The sequence below is a fragment of the Mesocryomonas lacus genome (genome assembly GCF_055730105.2).
On the sequence record NZ_JBUZWF020000006.1, the window covers coordinates 206,745 to 222,104 of the forward strand.

The 15,360-nt window shown below is 66.0% G+C and carries 18 protein-coding genes; 9 read left to right on the forward strand and 9 right to left on the reverse strand.

All coding sequences use genetic code 11. From position 1 onward, the window contains the following. Positions 1-233: 233 nt before the first annotated feature. Genes ACZLZQ_RS20015 through aroC form a run of 3 tightly spaced genes read right to left on the reverse strand, consistent with a single transcriptional unit; the run spans position 234 to position 2,600 of the window. A complete protein-coding gene (locus tag ACZLZQ_RS20015) occupies positions 234-500 on the reverse strand; it encodes an exodeoxyribonuclease VII small subunit (protein ID WP_472934601.1) in 267 nt (88 codons plus the stop codon). A gap of 24 nt (positions 501-524) precedes the next feature. Further along, entirely contained in the window at positions 525-1,451 is a 927-nt protein-coding gene (locus ACZLZQ_RS20020) for a histone deacetylase family protein (RefSeq protein ID WP_472950870.1), read from the reverse strand. Between the two features lie 54 nt (positions 1,452-1,505). After that, a complete protein-coding gene (aroC, locus tag ACZLZQ_RS20025) occupies positions 1,506-2,600 on the reverse strand; it encodes a chorismate synthase (protein WP_472950871.1) in 1,095 nt (364 codons plus the stop codon). 234 nt (positions 2,601-2,834) lie between these two features. On the opposite strand from aroC, the gene ACZLZQ_RS20030 reads away from it, so the two are divergent. Further along, positions 2,835-3,065 carry a DUF1344 domain-containing protein gene (locus ACZLZQ_RS20030; RefSeq protein ID WP_472934604.1) on the forward strand — a complete coding sequence of 77 codons (231 nt, stop codon included), beginning with the start codon at positions 2,835-2,837 and terminating at the stop codon, positions 3,063-3,065. A gap of 66 nt (positions 3,066-3,131) precedes the next feature. Here the strand turns inward: ACZLZQ_RS20030 and ACZLZQ_RS20035 are convergent, their stop codons facing one another. The 4 genes from ACZLZQ_RS20035 to ACZLZQ_RS20050 all read right to left on the reverse strand — a co-directional run bounded on the left by ACZLZQ_RS20035 (position 3,132) and on the right by ACZLZQ_RS20050 (position 6,275). Next, the gene (locus ACZLZQ_RS20035) at positions 3,132-3,725 is read right to left on the reverse strand and encodes a histidine phosphatase family protein (protein ID WP_472950872.1); all 594 of its coding nucleotides are present in this window, start codon (positions 3,723-3,725) and stop codon (positions 3,132-3,134) included. 35 nt (positions 3,726-3,760) lie between these two features. Beyond that, positions 3,761-4,594: an enoyl-ACP reductase FabI gene (fabI, locus tag ACZLZQ_RS20040; RefSeq protein ID WP_472950873.1), complete on the reverse strand. Its 834-nt coding sequence runs from the start codon at positions 4,592-4,594 to the stop codon at positions 3,761-3,763. A 141-nt stretch (positions 4,595-4,735) separates the two neighbouring features. Continuing rightward, the gene (locus tag ACZLZQ_RS20045; RefSeq protein WP_472934607.1) at positions 4,736-5,668 is read right to left on the reverse strand and encodes a DnaJ C-terminal domain-containing protein; all 933 of its coding nucleotides are present in this window, start codon (positions 5,666-5,668) and stop codon (positions 4,736-4,738) included. Positions 5,669-5,849: 181 nt separating this feature from the next. After that, on the reverse strand, positions 5,850-6,275 hold the full coding sequence (locus tag ACZLZQ_RS20050; RefSeq protein ID WP_472934608.1) for an RT0821/Lpp0805 family surface protein: 426 nt from the start codon (positions 6,273-6,275) through the stop codon (positions 5,850-5,852). 73 nt (positions 6,276-6,348) lie between these two features. On the opposite strand from ACZLZQ_RS20050, the gene pdxH reads away from it, so the two are divergent. Further along, a complete protein-coding gene (pdxH, locus tag ACZLZQ_RS20055; RefSeq protein ID WP_472950874.1) occupies positions 6,349-6,966 on the forward strand; it encodes a pyridoxamine 5'-phosphate oxidase in 618 nt (205 codons plus the stop codon). A 69-nt stretch (positions 6,967-7,035) separates the two neighbouring features. Here the strand turns inward: pdxH and tldD are convergent, their stop codons facing one another. Together tldD and ACZLZQ_RS20065 are read right to left on the reverse strand one after the other, a co-directional pair. Further along, positions 7,036-8,451, reverse strand: coding sequence for a metalloprotease TldD (gene tldD / locus ACZLZQ_RS20060; protein ID WP_472950875.1), 1,416 nt, complete (start codon positions 8,449-8,451; stop codon positions 7,036-7,038). Positions 8,452-8,559: 108 nt separating this feature from the next. Next, positions 8,560-9,081, reverse strand: coding sequence for an invasion associated locus B family protein (locus tag ACZLZQ_RS20065; protein ID WP_472950876.1), 522 nt, complete (start codon positions 9,079-9,081; stop codon positions 8,560-8,562). A gap of 385 nt (positions 9,082-9,466) precedes the next feature. Between ACZLZQ_RS20065 and coxB the strand changes: the two genes are divergently transcribed. From coxB to ACZLZQ_RS20100, 7 genes are all read left to right on the forward strand, one after another. Next, positions 9,467-10,396, forward strand: coding sequence for a cytochrome c oxidase subunit II (gene coxB, locus ACZLZQ_RS20070; protein ID WP_472950877.1), 930 nt, complete (start codon positions 9,467-9,469; stop codon positions 10,394-10,396). Between the two features lie 22 nt (positions 10,397-10,418). Continuing rightward, positions 10,419-12,020 (forward strand): cytochrome c oxidase subunit I, encoded by a 1,602-nt coding sequence (gene ctaD / locus ACZLZQ_RS20075; RefSeq protein ID WP_472934612.1) that lies wholly within the window; start codon positions 10,419-10,421, stop codon positions 12,018-12,020. A 144-nt stretch (positions 12,021-12,164) separates the two neighbouring features. After that, the gene (gene cyoE, locus ACZLZQ_RS20080; RefSeq protein WP_472934613.1) at positions 12,165-13,112 is read left to right on the forward strand and encodes a heme o synthase; all 948 of its coding nucleotides are present in this window, start codon (positions 12,165-12,167) and stop codon (positions 13,110-13,112) included. Between the two features lies 1 nt (position 13,113). Then, on the forward strand, positions 13,114-13,245 hold the full coding sequence (locus ACZLZQ_RS20085) for a cytochrome c oxidase system small membrane protein (RefSeq protein WP_472934614.1): 132 nt from the start codon (positions 13,114-13,116) through the stop codon (positions 13,243-13,245). 4 nt (positions 13,246-13,249) lie between these two features. Further along, complete coding sequence (locus tag ACZLZQ_RS20090; RefSeq protein ID WP_472950878.1) at positions 13,250-13,858, forward strand: cytochrome c oxidase assembly protein; 609 nt, start codon at positions 13,250-13,252, stop codon at positions 13,856-13,858. A gap of 103 nt (positions 13,859-13,961) precedes the next feature. Then, positions 13,962-14,840, forward strand: a complete 879-nt coding sequence (locus tag ACZLZQ_RS20095) for a cytochrome c oxidase subunit 3 (protein ID WP_472934616.1) — start codon at positions 13,962-13,964, stop codon at positions 14,838-14,840. 127 nt (positions 14,841-14,967) lie between these two features. Next, positions 14,968-15,360, forward strand: a complete 393-nt coding sequence (locus ACZLZQ_RS20100; RefSeq protein WP_472950879.1) for a DUF983 domain-containing protein — start codon at positions 14,968-14,970, stop codon at positions 15,358-15,360.

Sequence of the window (15,360 nt, forward strand, 5' to 3'; positions counted from 1 at the left end):
CGGCACCTTTCACTGTCCTCGCGATCCTGAAACCGGACCGGTGGCATCGAAGGCCATGTCTGCACGGCCCTTGTCGTTGTTCTTAGATCGTGTCGAAAGTGACCTCGACAAGGCGTTATGCCCGACAAGGCGCTTTTACGCACCTCTCGCTGCGGAAAATTTGCTCAGGAGCGCCCGAACTGCCTGCCCGGAGGAGCGAAAGCGCGTCCGCCTACGCGAGACATGATCAGGATTTAGGCGGGATCGAGCGGCTCGGTGCCCACCGGCTTGCCGGCGCGCGAGAGCTTGATCTTCTCGACCTTGTCCTCGGCGACCGAGAGCAGGCGCTCGCAATGGTTCTTCAGCTTCTCGCCGCGCTCATAGATGCGAATCGAGATGTCGAGCGGCACGTCGCCGTGCTCGAGATCGGCGACGATCCGCTCGAGCGCCGACAGAGCTTCCTCGAAGCTCATGCGCTTGATGTCCGAATCGTCGGCGGGGACGGTGGTGTCTGCGGCCATGCTGTTCCTTTTACGCGAACTCGGTCAGCCGAGCATCAGGCGTTTCACGTGCGCCGACACCGATTTGTCGAGACCGACGAGATCGTAGCCGCCCTCGAGCAGGCTGACGAGGCGGCCACCGGCATGGCGGTCGGCAATCTCCATCAACTTGCCAGTCGCCCAGTCGAAATCGTCTTCGACGAGTTGCAGCGAGGCCAGCGGGTCGCGGTGGTGCGCATCGAAGCCGGCCGAGATGATGACGAGCTCCGGCTGGAAGGCGATGAGCCCCGGCAGGACGCGGGTGAGGAAAGCCTCGCGAAACTCATCGCCGCCATCGCCGGACCGGAGCGGTGCGTTGAAGATGTTGCCGGCGCCCACTTCGTCGCGTGCGCCGGTGCCGGGAAACAGCGGCATCTGGTGGGTCGAGGCGTAGAAGACGGAGGGGTCGTCGAAGAAGATCTCCTGCGTGCCGTTGCCGTGGTGCACGTCCCAGTCGACGATCGCCACCCTTTCGAGGCCATGGACGGCCTGGGCGTGGCGGGCGGCGACGGCAGCGGTGTTGAACAGGCAGAAGCCCATCGCCGTCTCGCGCTCGGCATGGTGGCCGGGCGGCCGGGCGGCGACGAAGACGTTCGCGGCCTCGCCGCCGATAACGTCGTCCACGCCGGCGCAGGCAGCGCCGACAGCATGGAGGGCGGCCGAAAAGCTCTTCGGGCTGACCACGGTGTCGCCGTCTATCCTCGCCATGCCCTCCTCGGGAATGGACTTGGCGACGCGCCGCACAAAGGCCTGGGGATGGCAGCGGTAGATCGCCTCGAGCGAACCCTCCGGGGCCTCCTGCCGGTCGAGGTGCTGGAAGGCTTCCGCCTCCAACGCCGCCGCGACCGCCTGCATCCGTTCCGGCCGCTCGGGATGGCCGAGCCCGGTCAGGTGCTCGGCGAAGATCGGATGGTGGTAGAGGCGCGTGCTCATGTGCTGCGAGCTAGGGCTGGCGCAGCCGGTTTCCAAGGCCTTGCGCCAAAGAGATCAGCCACGGCCGGTCTGGCCCCGGTGGCGGAGATAATGGTCGGCCAGCGCACAGGCGACCATCGCCTCGCCGATCGGCACCGCGCGGATGCCGACGCAAGGATCGTGGCGGCCCTTGGTCATCACGTCGACCTCCTGCCCGTCGGCGTCGATCGAGCGGCGGGGGGTGAGGATCGAGGATGTCGGCTTCACCGCGAATCGCGCGACGATCGGCTGGCCGGTGGCGATGCCGCCGAGAATGCCGCCGGCATGGTTCGACAGGAATTCCGGCTGGCCGTCGGCGCCAATGCGGATCTCGTCGGCATTCTCCTCGCCGGAGAGCTCGGCAGCGGCAAAGCCGTTGCCGATCTCGACGCCCTTCACGGCGTTGATTGACATCAGGTTGGAGGCGATGTCCTGATCGAGCTTGGCGTAGAGCGGCGCGCCGAGGCCGGCCGGCACGCCGGTCGCGGTGATCTCGACCACGGCGCCCACGGACGAGCCGCGCTTGCGGATGGCGTCGAGATAGGTCTCCCATTCCCTGGCGGTCTCGGGGTCCGGGCAGAAGAACGGGTTGTTGTCGATCTCCGCATCGTCCCAGCGCGAGCGATCGATCTCGATCTCGCCGATCCGCACCAGGGCGCCGCGCACGGTGAGGCCGGGCACCACCAGACGGGCCAGCGCACCGGCGGCGACGCGCGTCGCGGTCTCGCGCGCCGAGGACCGGCCGCCGCCGCGAAAGTCGCGCACGCCGTATTTCATGTCGTAGCTGATGTCGGCATGGCCCGGGCGGTAGCGCTTGGCGATGTCGGAATAGTCCTTCGAGCGCTGGTCGACATTGTCGATCTGCATCGCGATCGGCGTGCCGGTGGAGATCCACTCCCCTTCGCTCGTCCCCGGCACGACGCCGGAGAGGATGCGGACCGCATCCGGCTCCTGCCGCTGCGTGGTGAAGCGCGACTGCCCCGGCCGGCGCTTGTCGAGAAAAGCCTGGATGTCGGCGGTCGAGAAACGCAGGCCCGGCGGGGTCCCGTCGACGACGCAGCCGATCGCCGGCCCATGGCTCTCGCCCCAGGTCGTGACGCGGTAAAGATGTCCGTAACTATTATGCGACATGGAGATTTCCGCGGATGTCGGGAAGGGATCGGCGACTGCGGTTTAAGTCAGGCCGTGGCGTCCGGTCAAATATCGTGTCGGCAGCGACACACAGGCTTTATCGCACGCAAAAGACACAATCGGCCCGAACAGTAAGCTTCCAGAAGATGCGGGCACGTCGCTCGAGGCTTCAGGAGGTGCGCGCGGGCGGGGGCTGTCGTCGTGCCAGGGGTATCAGGGTTTCGAGGGATGGACATGACCAGGAAAATTATTGCGTTCTTTGCCAGCTCCGTCCTCAGCGTCGCGCTGACGATTCCGGCCAAGGCAGAAGAGAAGACCGGCATCGTCGCCGCCATCGATCCCGACGCGTCGCTGCTGACCTTTGCCGACGGCACCACCTATGTCCTGCCCGGCGCGTTCAACTATGCCGCCGTCGAGCCCGGCATGGTCGCTCACGTCATTATCGACGAGGCAGCCTGCGCCTGAAGCGGAGAGCCGCTGCACCTTGCGCATATCGTAGCAAACGGCTGGGCGCTCCTGCGGAAGAACCCGTCAGACCCAGTCGATCTCGCCGTCGCTGTATTCCAGGATAAGGTCCTGCGGGATGAGGAGGTGCGCCGCATCGGCCGGCGGCATCGCGCCATAAAGCTTCAGGAACGAGCGCAAGATCCCGCCATGCGCGACGAGGATGGTCGGACCGGACAGCCCCTCGAACACCGGCTTCGCGCGTTCCGCCAGCATGTCATAGCTCTCGGCTGGCGTCCCCGGCGGGACGAAAGTCCACTTCTTCGTCTCGCGCTCCGAGACGGCCGCCGGGTCGCGAACGGCGACCTCGTCCAGCGTCGATCCCTGCCAGTCGCCGAAGTGGAGTTCGATCAGCCGCGCGTCGGTCTCGTAGACCTCGGGGTCGAGCCCCAGTTGGCCGCGGATGATCTGCATCGTCTGGCGCGTGCGCTGCATCGGACTGGCGACGAAGCGGTAATTGCCGATCTCGCTGCCGAGGAGGCTTGCCAGCCGCTGACCGTTGCGGGCGGCCTGGCTGCGGCCGAGCGCGTTCAGCGGGATCTCCTCCTGCCCCTGCAGCCGACCTTCGGCGTTCCAGTCGGTCTGGCCATGACGGCAGAGGAAGAGATGCGGCAGGCTCATGCGGTGGTCACGGTCATGCGGGAGGAGGGGCCGGATCAGTCCTTGACGACCGAGATGTCAGGCGCATCGACGGCCTTCATGCCGACGGTGTGGTAGCCGGAGTCGACATGGTGGATCTCGCCGGTGACGGCGGTCGACATGTCGGACAGGAGATAGAGTGCGGACTGGCCGACCTCGTCGATCGTCACGGTGCGCTTCAGCGGCGAGTTGTACTCATTCCACTTCAGGATATAGCGGAAGTCGCCGATGCCGGAGGCGGCGAGCGTCTTGATCGGACCGGCGGAAATCGCGTTGACGCGGATCTTCTGCTTGCCGAGGTCGACAGCGAGATAACGCACCGAGGCCTCGAGAGCCGCCTTGGCGACACCCATCACGTTGTAGTGCGGCATCACCTTCTCTGCGCCGTAATAGGTCAGCGTCAGCATCGAGCCGCCATCGCTCATCAGCTTCTCGGCGCGCTGCGCGACGGCCGTGAACGAGTAGACCGAGATCAGCATCGTCTTGGTGAAGTTGCCCTCGGACGTGTCGACGTAGCGGCCGGTCAGTTCGTCCTTGTCGGAGAAGCCGATGGCGTGGACGAGAAAGTCGATCTTTCCCCACTTTTCCTCGATCCCAGCGAACACCGCGTCGATCGTCGCCCCGTCGGCGACGTCGCAATGGCCCGCGACGAAGGCGCCGAGTTCAGCGGCCAGCGGCTCGACCCGCTTCTTCAGGGCGTCGCCCTGGTAGGTGAGGGCGATCTCGGCGCCCTGGTCGGCCAGCGCCTTGGCAATGCCCCAGGCGATCGATCGGTTGTTGGCGACGCCCATGATGAGGCCACGCTTGCCTGCCATCAATCCGCCTGCGGCGGCGCCGTTCGATACTGCCATGTCGTCCATCCCTAACCCGGTGCCCCGGCAGTGCCGGCGCGGCGGCGGGTATGGCATAGCATCGGCCCGCCTTCAAGTTGACCGCCGCCGGCGCGTCCCTTGTCCCGCCCGAACGGCAGCGAGCGGCGGGCGTTTGGCGTCCTACTCGTCCGCGGGTTTTGCCGCGAAGAAGGCGGCGAGCTGTTCGTCTTTTTCTGCCGGCAGGACGATCCGCACGGTCACCAGAATGTCGCCCCGCTCGCCGCTGACCTTGGTCAGACCCTTGCCCTTGAGCCGAAGCGTCTTGCCGGAATTCGTCCAGGCCGGAAGCGACAGCGAGATCCGCCCGTCCAGCGTCTCCACCGGCACCTTGCCGCCGAGCACGGCGGTGCGGATCGGCACGGGGAGGTCGAGCTTCAGGTCGCGACCATCGACCTCGAAGCGCCGGTGCGGCACGAAGTCGATGGTGATCAGCGCGTCGCCGGCCGGGGCGCCATTGCCGAAGCCGGGCTGGCCCTGGCCGCGCAGGCGGATGGTCTGGCCGTTCTCGACGCCATGCGGGAGCTTGATGGCAAGATGCTTGCCGGACGGAAAGATCGCCTCGACCTTTTCCTCCGCGACGATGTCCTCCAGCCGGACCTTCAGGTTGGCGCGGATGTCCTCGCCCTTGGCGGCCGCCTGCCGCGCTCCGGTGAAGCCCGGCCGCGCGCCGCCGCGGGCCTGAGCGCCACGGCCGCCGAAGGCCTGCTCGAAGAAGTCGCCGAAAATGCTGTCGGCCTCGCCGCCGCCAGAACGGAAATCGAACGACTGGCCGCCGCCGGCATTGCCGAACGGGCTGCCGCCGCCGCCGCCGGGAAAGCCCTGGAACTTCGGCTTGCCGTCATTGTCGATCTCCCCGCGGTCGAACTGGGCGCGCTTCTCCTTGTCGCCAAGGATCTCGTAGGCCTGGTTCGCCTCGTTGAAGCGCACGCCGGCGGTCGGATCCGAGGTGTTCGAGTCGGGATGATACTTCTTGGCAAGCTTGCGGAAGGCGCTCTTGATTTCCTTTTCGCTGGCCGTTTTGGCGACGCCAAGGATGGCGTAGGGGTCACGCATGGTTTCGATCCTGGCGGAGTCCGGGGAGCCGGAAGGCTCCACGTTATGAGGGCGGCGGCGCCTCGCGAGAAGCTGCCAGCCGAGATGGCGGTGAAAGAAGAACGGCCATTAATATGGCCCTTGCGCCCCTATATGGCCACTGCGCGTCCCGATTTAAGGGCCGCGCGCCGCCAGCGGGTCGTCAGGAGCCTTCGTTGAACCTTGTCAACGTCCACTCGCCCTGGCCCTTGGTGCAAGCCTCGCCATTGTAGAGCGCGACGCCGTCGAAGCGCTGGCGCGAGGTCTGGAACTGGCGGCAGATCACGTCGCCCGCCCGCACTTCCTTGATCGCGGTAATGACGCCGGTGGCGCCGGTGTCGGTGTTGGCCCAGGCGGTCGGCTGCTCGGCGGCCGCGTGCAGGTCCGCCGCCGAGACGGCATTGCGCACCATGTTGCGGTCGGAGGTCTGGTCGGGCGCCTCGGCCGGGGTCGCCGGCTTGGCGGGGGCGATGGAGTTGGTGACGATGCTGCGGTCGACCATCTCCTCCATGCCGCCGCCGGACACGACGCAGCCGGAGAGCGGCGAAATCGCGAGGCAGATCAGGAAGGGGACTTTGATCAGCTGCATTGCGGTCGTATGTCTCGCAGGCCCAGGTCTTGATCGGCGGTGGGCGGAAGACGCAAGGGAGCCCGACACCACTATGACCAATGAAAGTTTAACCCTTGGTGAAACTGTCGTCGGCGACGATCCTTTCGATCTGTTCGCCAGTTGGCTGAAGGAGGCCGAGGCCACCGAGCCGAACGACCCGAACGCTTTGGCGCTCGCGAGCGTCGACAGCGCCGGCCTTCCGGATGTGCGGATGGTCCTGCTCAAGGGTTTCGACGCCCGTGGCTTTGTCTTCTACACGAATTTCGAGAGCGCGAAAGGCCGCGAAATCCTCGCCAGCGGCAAGGCGGCGATGGGATTCCACTGGAAGTCGCTGCGCCGCCAGGTCCGCGTCCGCGGCGCGATCGAGGTCGTCACCGATACCGAGGCAGACGCCTATTTCGCCTCACGCGCCAGACAGAGCCGGCTCGGCGCAATCGCTTCCGCGCAGTCGCGGCCGCTGGAAAGCCGGCAGGTGCTGATCGACCGCGTCGCCGAACTGGACGCCGAGTTCCCAGGCGACGTCCCGCGTCCGCCCAACTGGTCGGGCATTCGCGTGGTCCCGAGCGAGATCGAGTTCTGGAAGGACGGCGAATTCCGCCTGCACGACCGCATCCAGTTCAGCCGCGTGACCCCGGATGCAGGCTGGTCTCGCACGCGGCTCTATCCGTAAGGGCACGACAGCCGGCGGGAGGACCTCGGCCGTCCCGCCCTTGTGGCGTTTTGCCCGGCGTGGCCGCGATCAGGCCTCGGTGCCGCCGACGGTGATCTGGTCCATCCGGAGGTGCGGCTGGCCGACGCCGACGGGCACGCCCTGGCCGGCCTTGCCGCACATGCCGATGCCGGTGTCGAGGGCGAGGTCGTTGCCGATCATCGAGACGCGGTGCATCGCCTCCGGGCCGTTGCCGATCAGCATGGCGCCCTTCAGCGCCTCGCCGACCTTGCCGTTGTGGATGCGGTAGGCCTCGGTGCAGCCGAAGACGAACTTGCCGGAGGTGATGTCGACCTGCCCGCCACCGAAGGAGACGGCGTAGATGCCGTCCTTGACCGAGGCGATGATCTCCTCCGGCGTCTTGTCGCCGGCGAGCATCATCGTATTGGTCATGCGGGGCATCGGCACATGCGCGTAGGACTGCCGGCGGCCGTTGCCGGTGGCGGCCATGCCCATCAGCCGGGCGTTCTGGCGATCCTGCATGTAGGCGACGAGCTTGCCGTCCTCGATCAGCACGGTGCGGTTGGTCGGCGTGCCCTCGTCGTCGATGGTGAGGGATCCGCGCTTCTCGGCGATGGTGCCGTCGTCGACGACGGTAACGCCCTTGGCGGCGACCTGCTGGCCGAGGAGGCCGGAAAAGGCCGAGGTTTTCTTGCGGTTGAAGTCGCCCTCGAGCCCGTGCCCGACCGCCTCGTGCAGCATAACGCCGGGCCAGCCGGCGCCGAGCACGATGTCGAAGGCGCCGGCCGGCGCCGGTACGGCATCGAGATTGACCATCGCCTGGCGCAGCGCCTCGTCGGCGATGTGCTGCCAGCGCGCGGTAACGAGGAATTCGCCGAAGCCGGTGCGCCCGCCGGCGCCAAAGGAGCCGGTCTCCTGGCGGTCGCCGCGGCCGGCGACGACGGAGACGTTGATGCGCACCAGCGGCCGGATGTCGCGCACCAGCTGGCCGTCGGCGCGCAGGATCTCGACATTCTGCCATTGCGAGCCGAGCGTCACCGAGACCTGGCGGACCGCTTCGCCCTTGCTTCGGAGATAGGCGTCGATGTCCTGCAGCAGACGGACCTTCGCCTCGAAGCCGGGGGAGGGGATCGGGTTCTCGTCGCCGTAAAGCTTCTGATTGGTGCGCGGCGGGGCATCGGCGTAGACGCCGACATGGCCGGTCTTCACCGCCGACACCGCGGCGGCCGCACGCCCGAGGGCGGCCTCCGACAGATCGCCGGCATGGGCGTAGCCGACAGCCTCGCCCGAGACGACGCGCAGGCCAAAACCTTGCTCGGTGTTGAAATTGCCTTGCTTCAGCCGGCCATTGTCGAAGGACAGCGACTCGGACTCGCGGTATTCGAGGAACAGCTCCCCGTCGTCCGCCCCGGCCAGCACGTCGCCGAGGATGCGGTCGATCCCGGCGCGGGAGATGTCGAAGCGCTCGATCAGCGATGCGGTCATGGAAGCCGTCCGTTTTCGGTTGTCATCGCCCCCGACATAAGCGTCGCGGGCCATGGTTCCAATGCGCGCCGCGCGTTTCCCGCAGCGATGGCTCGGGGGCGGCCGGCTTTACGGAAGCGCCTTGAAGCCCTCGCCGAAACCGTTGAGGTCGACCGGAATGCCGATGCCCTCTTCCGGGGTCTGGAACACGATGAAGGTCGCGCTCTTGCCCTTGCTCAGCGTGTCCAGCAGCGTGTCGACGAGGATCACCTCGGCATAGCAGCCGTCGGAGAAGCAGCGCACGAACTGGGCGCGGCCGATATCCTTGCCGTCGACATAGAGGCCGAGCCCGTTCGGCAGCAGGATGCCGAGCGGCGCGAGGATGCGCAGGATCCGCGCCTTCTGGTCGGCCGTCTTCAGCGCGACCACGGAGAGGCCGACCTCGGGCCGGTCCTCGGCGACGACGTTCTGCAGCAGCGCGCACTGATCGCTCGGCGCGCCGGCCGGCTTGTCGCAGACCACTGCCCAGGCGCCATGCTGCGATTTCACCGCGCCGCTCGCGCCGGCCTGCGCCAGCGCGCCGGGCACCGATCCGGCCAGCGCCGACACGAGGACGCAGGCGCCGAGAACGGTCTTCAGTCTCATGGTCATGATCTCATCCGAATCAGCATCACCGCGATCTTGCGACAAATATGGACAACAGAAGGTTACCGCCCTGCAGATCGTCGCATAGGCCGGGGCGTGATGTCACCGACCCCGGACCACCGAATTTTTACCGCGGGGCAAATTCCTGGTGGACTGCCCTGCCGGCCCGATTGCGGCGGAATTGCCGCAGGCCGCGCCGCTGCCTTGCGAAAATGTCGCAAGGCCCGGCTAGTTTGGAAATGTTGCAGAAAAGGCGTTTTCGTGGTTTGAACCTGACGGGCATCCGGCTAGAAGCGGCGAGGCAATCTAGGCTGGATTGGCGCGGCTCCGCTGCAGATTTGACGATGACGGGATCGCCAAGGCCGACGTGTCCGCGCAAGGGAGAGCATTAGTGAAAAGAACGATCATCTCGGCAGCGGCGTTGTTGGCGACCAGTCTGGGCGCCGCCGCGCAGGATGCGCAGCATCCCGGCCAGCCCCACAACTGGGGCATCAACCTGCAGGAGGCGCTGTCGCCGGTCGAGCGCAGCATCCACTGGTTCAGCACCTACACGCTCTTCTTCATCATCCCGATCACCATCCTGGTCGCCGTGCTGCTCGCTTGGGTCGCTTATCGCTACAGCGAGCGCCGCAACCCGGTGGCGTCGCGCACCAGCCACAACACCTTGATCGAGGTGGTCTGGACGGTGGCGCCGGTGCTGATCCTGCTCTGCCTCGCGATCCCGTCCTTCCAGCTCTTGACCGAACAGTACAACCCGCCGCGCGACCCCGAGCTGACCATCAAGGCTACCGGTTACCAGTGGTACTGGGGTTATGAGTACCAGCCGGTCGTCGCCGCTGCTGCCGCGCCTGCCGCCGCGGGCGAGGCTGCGCCGGTCGCCGAGCCGGTCGCCTTCGAGTCATACATGATGCAGGAGACCGATCGTCCGGGCTCCGGCAAGGAAAACATGAACCAATACCCGCGGCTGCTGACCGTCGACAACGAGCTCGTCGTGCCGGTCGATACCGTTATTCGCGTCCTCGCCACCTCCGGCGACGTGATTCACTCGTTCGCGCTGCCGTCGATGGGCGTCAAGGTTGACGCCGTACCGGGCCGCAACAACGAATACTGGTTCGAAGCGCTGAAGGAAGGCATTTTCTACGGCCAGTGCTCCGAGCTCTGCGGCCGCGATCACGCCTACATGCCGATCTCGCTGCGTGTCGTCTCGAAGGAACAGTTCGCCACTTGGTTGGCAGCTGCCGCGAGCGATGTCGGCGAGGCCAACAAGGCGCTGACCGCTTCCATCCAGTCCGCAGGCACCGTTTCGGTCGCCGGTCGCTAAGATAGGCTTCTAGGAGAACTCCATGGCGCACGACGCTGCCCACGATGCCCATCACGATCACCGGCCGACCGGCTGGACGCGCTGGGTCTACTCGACCAACCACAAGGACATCGGGACCCTCTACCTGATCTTCGCCATCGTCTCCGGCATCATCGGTGGTGCCCTGTCGATCGCGATGCGCATGGAGCTGCAGGAGCCTGGCGTCCAGATCTTCGGCGATCCGGCGGTCTACAACGTCTTCGTCACCGGCCACGGCCTGATCATGATCTTCTTCACGGTCATGCCGGCGCTGATCGGTGGTTTCGCCAACTGGATGGTGCCGATCATGATCGGCGCGCCGGACATGGCGTTCCCGCGCCTCAACAACATCTCGTTCTGGCTGCTCGTCCCGGCGCTGCTGCTGCTCGTGCTGTCGATGTTCGTCGAGGGTGCGCCTGGCTCGAACGGCGCCGGCACCGGTTGGACCATGTATCCGCCGCTGTCGACCACCGGTCACCCAGGTCCCGCGGTCGATCTCGCGATCTTTGCGCTGCACATTGCCGGTGCGTCTTCGATCCTCGGCGCGATCAACTTCATCACCACCATCCTCAACATGCGCGCCCCCGGCATGACGCTGCACAAGATGCCGCTGTTCGCCTGGGCCGTGCTCGTCACCGCCTTCCTGCTGCTCCTGTCGCTGCCCGTGCTCGCCGGCGCCATCACCATGATGCTGACCGACCGTAACTTCGGCACGACCTTCTTCACCGCGGCCGGCGGCGGCGATCCGATCCTCTACCAGCACCTGTTCTGGTTCTTCGGTCATCCCGAGGTGTACATCCTGATCCTGCCCGGCTTCGGCATCGTCAGCCATGTCATCTCGACCTTCTCGAAGAAGCCGATCTTCGGCTACCTCGGCATGGCCTATGCCATGGTCGCGATCGGCGTCGTCGGCTTCGTCGTGTGGGCCCACCACATGTACACCACGGGCCTGTCGCTCAACACGCAGCGCTACTTCGTGTTCGCCACCATGGTGATCGCGGTGCCCACCGGCATCAAGATCTTCTCCTGGATCGCGACGATGTGGGGCGGGTCGATCTCGTTCAAGACGCCGATGCTCTGGGCGATCGGCTTCATCTTCCTGTTCACGCTGGGTGGCGTGACCGGCGTGAAGCTCGCCAATGCCGGCATGGACCGGGTGCTGCACGACACCTATTACGTTGTCGCCCACTTCCACTACGTGCTGTCGCTCGGCGCGGTCTTCGCCATCTTCGCGGGCTGGTACTACTGGTTCCCCAAGATGACCGGCTACATGTACAACGAGACCATCGGCAAGCTGCACTTCTACGTCACCTTCGTCGGCGTGAACCTCGTCTTCTTCCCGCAGCACTTCCTGGGCGCCCAGGGCATGCCCCGCCGCTACGTAGACTATCCCGACGCGTTCGCCGGCTGGAACTACGTGTCCTCGATGGGCTCCTACCTCTCGGGCTTCGCCGTCCTGATCTTCCTCTACGGGATCTACGAGGCCTTCTCGAAGAAGCGCGTCGCCGGCAACAATCCCTGGGGTGAGGGCGCCACCACGCTCGAATGGCAGCTCACCTCGCCGCCGCCGTTCCACCAGTGGGAACAGCTGCCGCGCATTCGGTAAGCGCTCGGCTTCGATCCAAGACGATCCCGGCCTAGTCGCCGGGATCGTTGCATGAACAGACGTGGGCCGCTTGCCGGCCCGGCATCTTCCGCCACTGGCGCGGCCGGCTGACCAAGCCGCAGATGCACAGGCCCGAGGATCATCTTGACGCTGCTCAACACAGACATCGCCCCCGCTTTCGTTGCCCGTGACGGCATCAGCTTGGCGGAACCGCGCGACTTCTTCGCTCTCCTGAAGCCGCGGGTCATGTCGCTGGTGGTGCTGACGGCGATCACCGGGCTCCTGATGGCCCCGGGCGATATCGATCCGGCGTTGGCAGTGATCGCCATCCTGTCGATCGCGCTCGGCGCCGGCGCCTCCGGCGCCCTCAACATGTGGTACGACGCCGACATCGACGCGATCATGGCGCGGACCGCGAAGCGACCGGTTCCGGCCGGCCGCATCCTGCCGGGCACGGCGGCAGCCTTCGGCATGGCGCTGTCGCTGCTCTCGGTCATGACGCTCGGCCTTGCCACCAACTGGTTCTCCGCGGCCTTCCTCGCCTTCACCATTTTCTTCTACGCCGTCGTCTACACGATGGGCCTGAAGCGCTCGACGCCGCAGAACATCGTCATCGGCGGCGCCGCCGGCGCCTTCCCACCGATGATCGGCTGGGCCTGCGTCACCGGCGGCATCTCGCTGGAAAGCGTCGTCCTGTTTCTCATCATCTTCCTCTGGACGCCGCCGCACTTCTGGGCGCTCGCCATGTTCAAGATGAAGGACTACGGCGCCGCCGGCGTGCCGATGCTGCCCAACGTCTCCGGCGAGGCGACGACGCGCATGCACATCCTCGTCTACTCGCTAATCCTGGTGCCGGTCGGCGTGCTGCCGTTCGCGCTCGGCTTTGCCGGTCCGGTCTACGGCGCGGTCTCGGTGCTTCTAGGCGCCAACTTCCTGTGGCTCGCCGTCAAGACTTTCCGCATGGCGGATGCGGACCCGAAGATGCTCCCGGCCAAGCGGCTGTTCGCCTTCTCGATCTTCTATCTCTTTGCCCTCTTCCTGGTGCTGATCGGCGAGGCCTCCGTGGCACGCCTCGGCCTGATCGGAGCCTGAGATGAGCGAAGAGCGGGTCACCTTGACGGAGCGGGAACAGCGCGCGCGGCGCCAGCGCTCGATCGCGATCGGCGTGTTTCTCGTGGTGCTCGTCGGCGTGTTCTACGTCGTCACCATCGCGAAGATGGGCTGACGCCATGGCCACCGAGAGCCCCACCCCGCGCAACCGCAGCCGTGACAGGACGGTCGCCATCGCGTGCCTCGCCTTCGCCTGCGGCATGGTCGGGGCGGCCTATGCCTCGGTGCCGCTCTATCGCATGTTCTGCCAGATCACCGGCTATGGCGGCACCACGCAGCGGGCCGAAACCGCGCCGAGCCGCGTGCTCGACAGCGTCGTGACGGTGCGCTTCGATTCGAACGCGTCGCCGGACGTTCCCTGGGCCTTCCAGCCCACCGAACGCGAGATGAAGGTCCGCCTCGGCGAAGTCCGGCAGACCAGCTACCGCGTCAAGAACCTGTCGAACCAGCGCGTCACCGCGCAGGCGACCTATGGCGTGACGCCCGATACCGCCGGCAGCTACTTCAACAAGCTGCAGTGTTTCTGCTTCTCGGACCAGACGCTGGAGCCGGGCGAGACGAAAGACATGCCGATCATCTTCTTCGTCGATCCCGCGATGATCGACTCCGAGGAGATGCGCGATCTTCCGCCAATCACCTTGTCCTACACCTTCTTCAAGGCGGCGGACGAGAAGCCGGTGGCGGCAGCGGGTGCCGAGGCGGGGCAGCCCGCCGCGAACAAACTATAGACGGCGGGTTGCCGCAGGGCAGCACGTCGGCGAACTAGAGCAGGCCGTCGTTCTGGGTTACACAGGACATCGGGACCGAGGGCAGGGAATCGGGGATACAGATATGGCCGACACTCACGGCAAACAGCATGACTACCACATCATCGACCCCAGCCCGTGGCCGTTCATGGCGTCGATGGGCTCCCTGGTGATGTTCTTCGGTGCGGTGGCGTGGATGCGCCATCTCGCCGAGCAGCAGATGGTGATGTTCGGAATCGACTTCGCCACGCCCTGGATCTTCTTCCTCGGCCTCGCGGTGATTCTCTACGTTATGTACGCCTGGTGGTCTGACACCATCAAGGAAGGCCAGGAAGGCGCGCACACCAAGGTCGTGTCGCTGCACCTTCGCTATGGCATGATTATGTTCATCGCCTCCGAGGTGATGTTCTTCGTCGCCTGGTTCTGGGCCTTCTTCGATGCCAGCCTCTTCCCGAACGAGGCGATCCAGGCCGCGCGTGTCGAGGCGCTGGGTGGCCAGTGGCCGCCGGTCGGCATCGAGGTTCTCGATCCGCTGCACCTGCCGCTGTTCAACACCGTGACGCTGCTGCTCTCGGGCACGACCGTCACCTGGGCGCACCACGCGCTGCTGCACAACGACCGCAAGGGCCTGCTCACCGGCCTGACGCTTACCGTCGTGCTCGGCCTGATCTTCTCCTATGTCCAGTATTACGAATACGCCCACGCGCCCTTCGCTTTCTCCGGCTCGATCTACGGCTCGACCTTCTTCATGGCGACCGGCTTCCATGGCTTCCATGTCGTCGTCGGCACGATCTTCCTGCTGGTCTGCCTGATCCGCGCCGCCAAGCACCAGTTCACCCCGGAGAAGCACTTTGGCTTCGAGGCGGCCGCCTGGTACTGGCATTTCGTCGACGTCGTCTGGCTGTTCCTCTTCTTCTCCATCTACGTCTGGGGAAGCTGGGGCGCGGTGCTCCACGCCGAATAACACCGCGCCTGGCCATTTGGCCCGGCAAGGGTAGAGTTGGGAAAAGGCGGCGCACCCGGTGGCCGCCTTTTTTCGTTGGAGGCGGCGCGACCAAAGGGTTGGCGCCGCCGGAACAAGGATTGGCGCCATGCTAGAGGATACCGCGATGCATGCGCCGGTCGACGCGGCGAAAATGGCGACGCGCGGACGCTGTCCGCAGTGCGGGCAAGGAAAGCTCTTCGACGGCTATCTCAAGCTCGCGCCCGCCTGCTCGGTCTGCGGCCTCGACTATGCTTTCATCGACGCCGGCGACGGGCCGGCGGTTTTCGTCATCCTCTTGATCGGTTTCGTGGTCGTCGGCCTCGCGCTGTTTGTCGAGGTCTCCTACAGCCCGCCGCTCTGGGTGCATCTACTCGTCTGGTTGCCGCTGACGCTGGCGCTCTGCCTGCCTTTGCTGCGCATCCTCAAGGGCCTGATGATCGGCCTGCAATACCGCAACCGCGCGGCCGAGGGCCGGCTCGGGGGCGGGGACGGAGCCTGA

Coding starts and splice junctions, on each gene's coding strand:
- ACZLZQ_RS20015 (WP_472934601.1), bottom strand. CDS start 500: ATGGCCGCAGACACCACCGTCCCCGCCGACGATTCGGACATCAAGCGC.
- ACZLZQ_RS20020 (WP_472950870.1), bottom strand. CDS start 1,451: ATGAGCACGCGCCTCTACCACCATCCGATCTTCGCCGAGCACCTGACC.
- aroC (WP_472950871.1), bottom strand. CDS start 2,600: ATGTCGCATAATAGTTACGGACATCTTTACCGCGTCACGACCTGGGGC.
- ACZLZQ_RS20030 (WP_472934604.1), top strand. CDS start 2,835: ATGACCAGGAAAATTATTGCGTTCTTTGCCAGCTCCGTCCTCAGCGTC.
- ACZLZQ_RS20035 (WP_472950872.1), bottom strand. CDS start 3,725: ATGAGCCTGCCGCATCTCTTCCTCTGCCGTCATGGCCAGACCGACTGG.
- fabI (WP_472950873.1), bottom strand. CDS start 4,594: ATGGCAGTATCGAACGGCGCCGCCGCAGGCGGATTGATGGCAGGCAAG.
- ACZLZQ_RS20045 (WP_472934607.1), bottom strand. CDS start 5,668: ATGCGTGACCCCTACGCCATCCTTGGCGTCGCCAAAACGGCCAGCGAA.
- ACZLZQ_RS20050 (WP_472934608.1), bottom strand. CDS start 6,275: ATGCAGCTGATCAAAGTCCCCTTCCTGATCTGCCTCGCGATTTCGCCG.
- pdxH (WP_472950874.1), top strand. CDS start 6,349: ATGACCAATGAAAGTTTAACCCTTGGTGAAACTGTCGTCGGCGACGAT.
- tldD (WP_472950875.1), bottom strand. CDS start 8,451: ATGACCGCATCGCTGATCGAGCGCTTCGACATCTCCCGCGCCGGGATC.
- ACZLZQ_RS20065 (WP_472950876.1), bottom strand. CDS start 9,081: ATGACCATGAGACTGAAGACCGTTCTCGGCGCCTGCGTCCTCGTGTCG.
- ctaD (WP_472934612.1), top strand. CDS start 10,419: ATGGCGCACGACGCTGCCCACGATGCCCATCACGATCACCGGCCGACC.
- ACZLZQ_RS20085 (WP_472934614.1), top strand. CDS start 13,114: ATGAGCGAAGAGCGGGTCACCTTGACGGAGCGGGAACAGCGCGCGCGG.
- ACZLZQ_RS20090 (WP_472950878.1), top strand. CDS start 13,250: ATGGCCACCGAGAGCCCCACCCCGCGCAACCGCAGCCGTGACAGGACG.
- ACZLZQ_RS20095 (WP_472934616.1), top strand. CDS start 13,962: ATGGCCGACACTCACGGCAAACAGCATGACTACCACATCATCGACCCC.
- ACZLZQ_RS20100 (WP_472950879.1), top strand. CDS start 14,968: ATGCTAGAGGATACCGCGATGCATGCGCCGGTCGACGCGGCGAAAATG.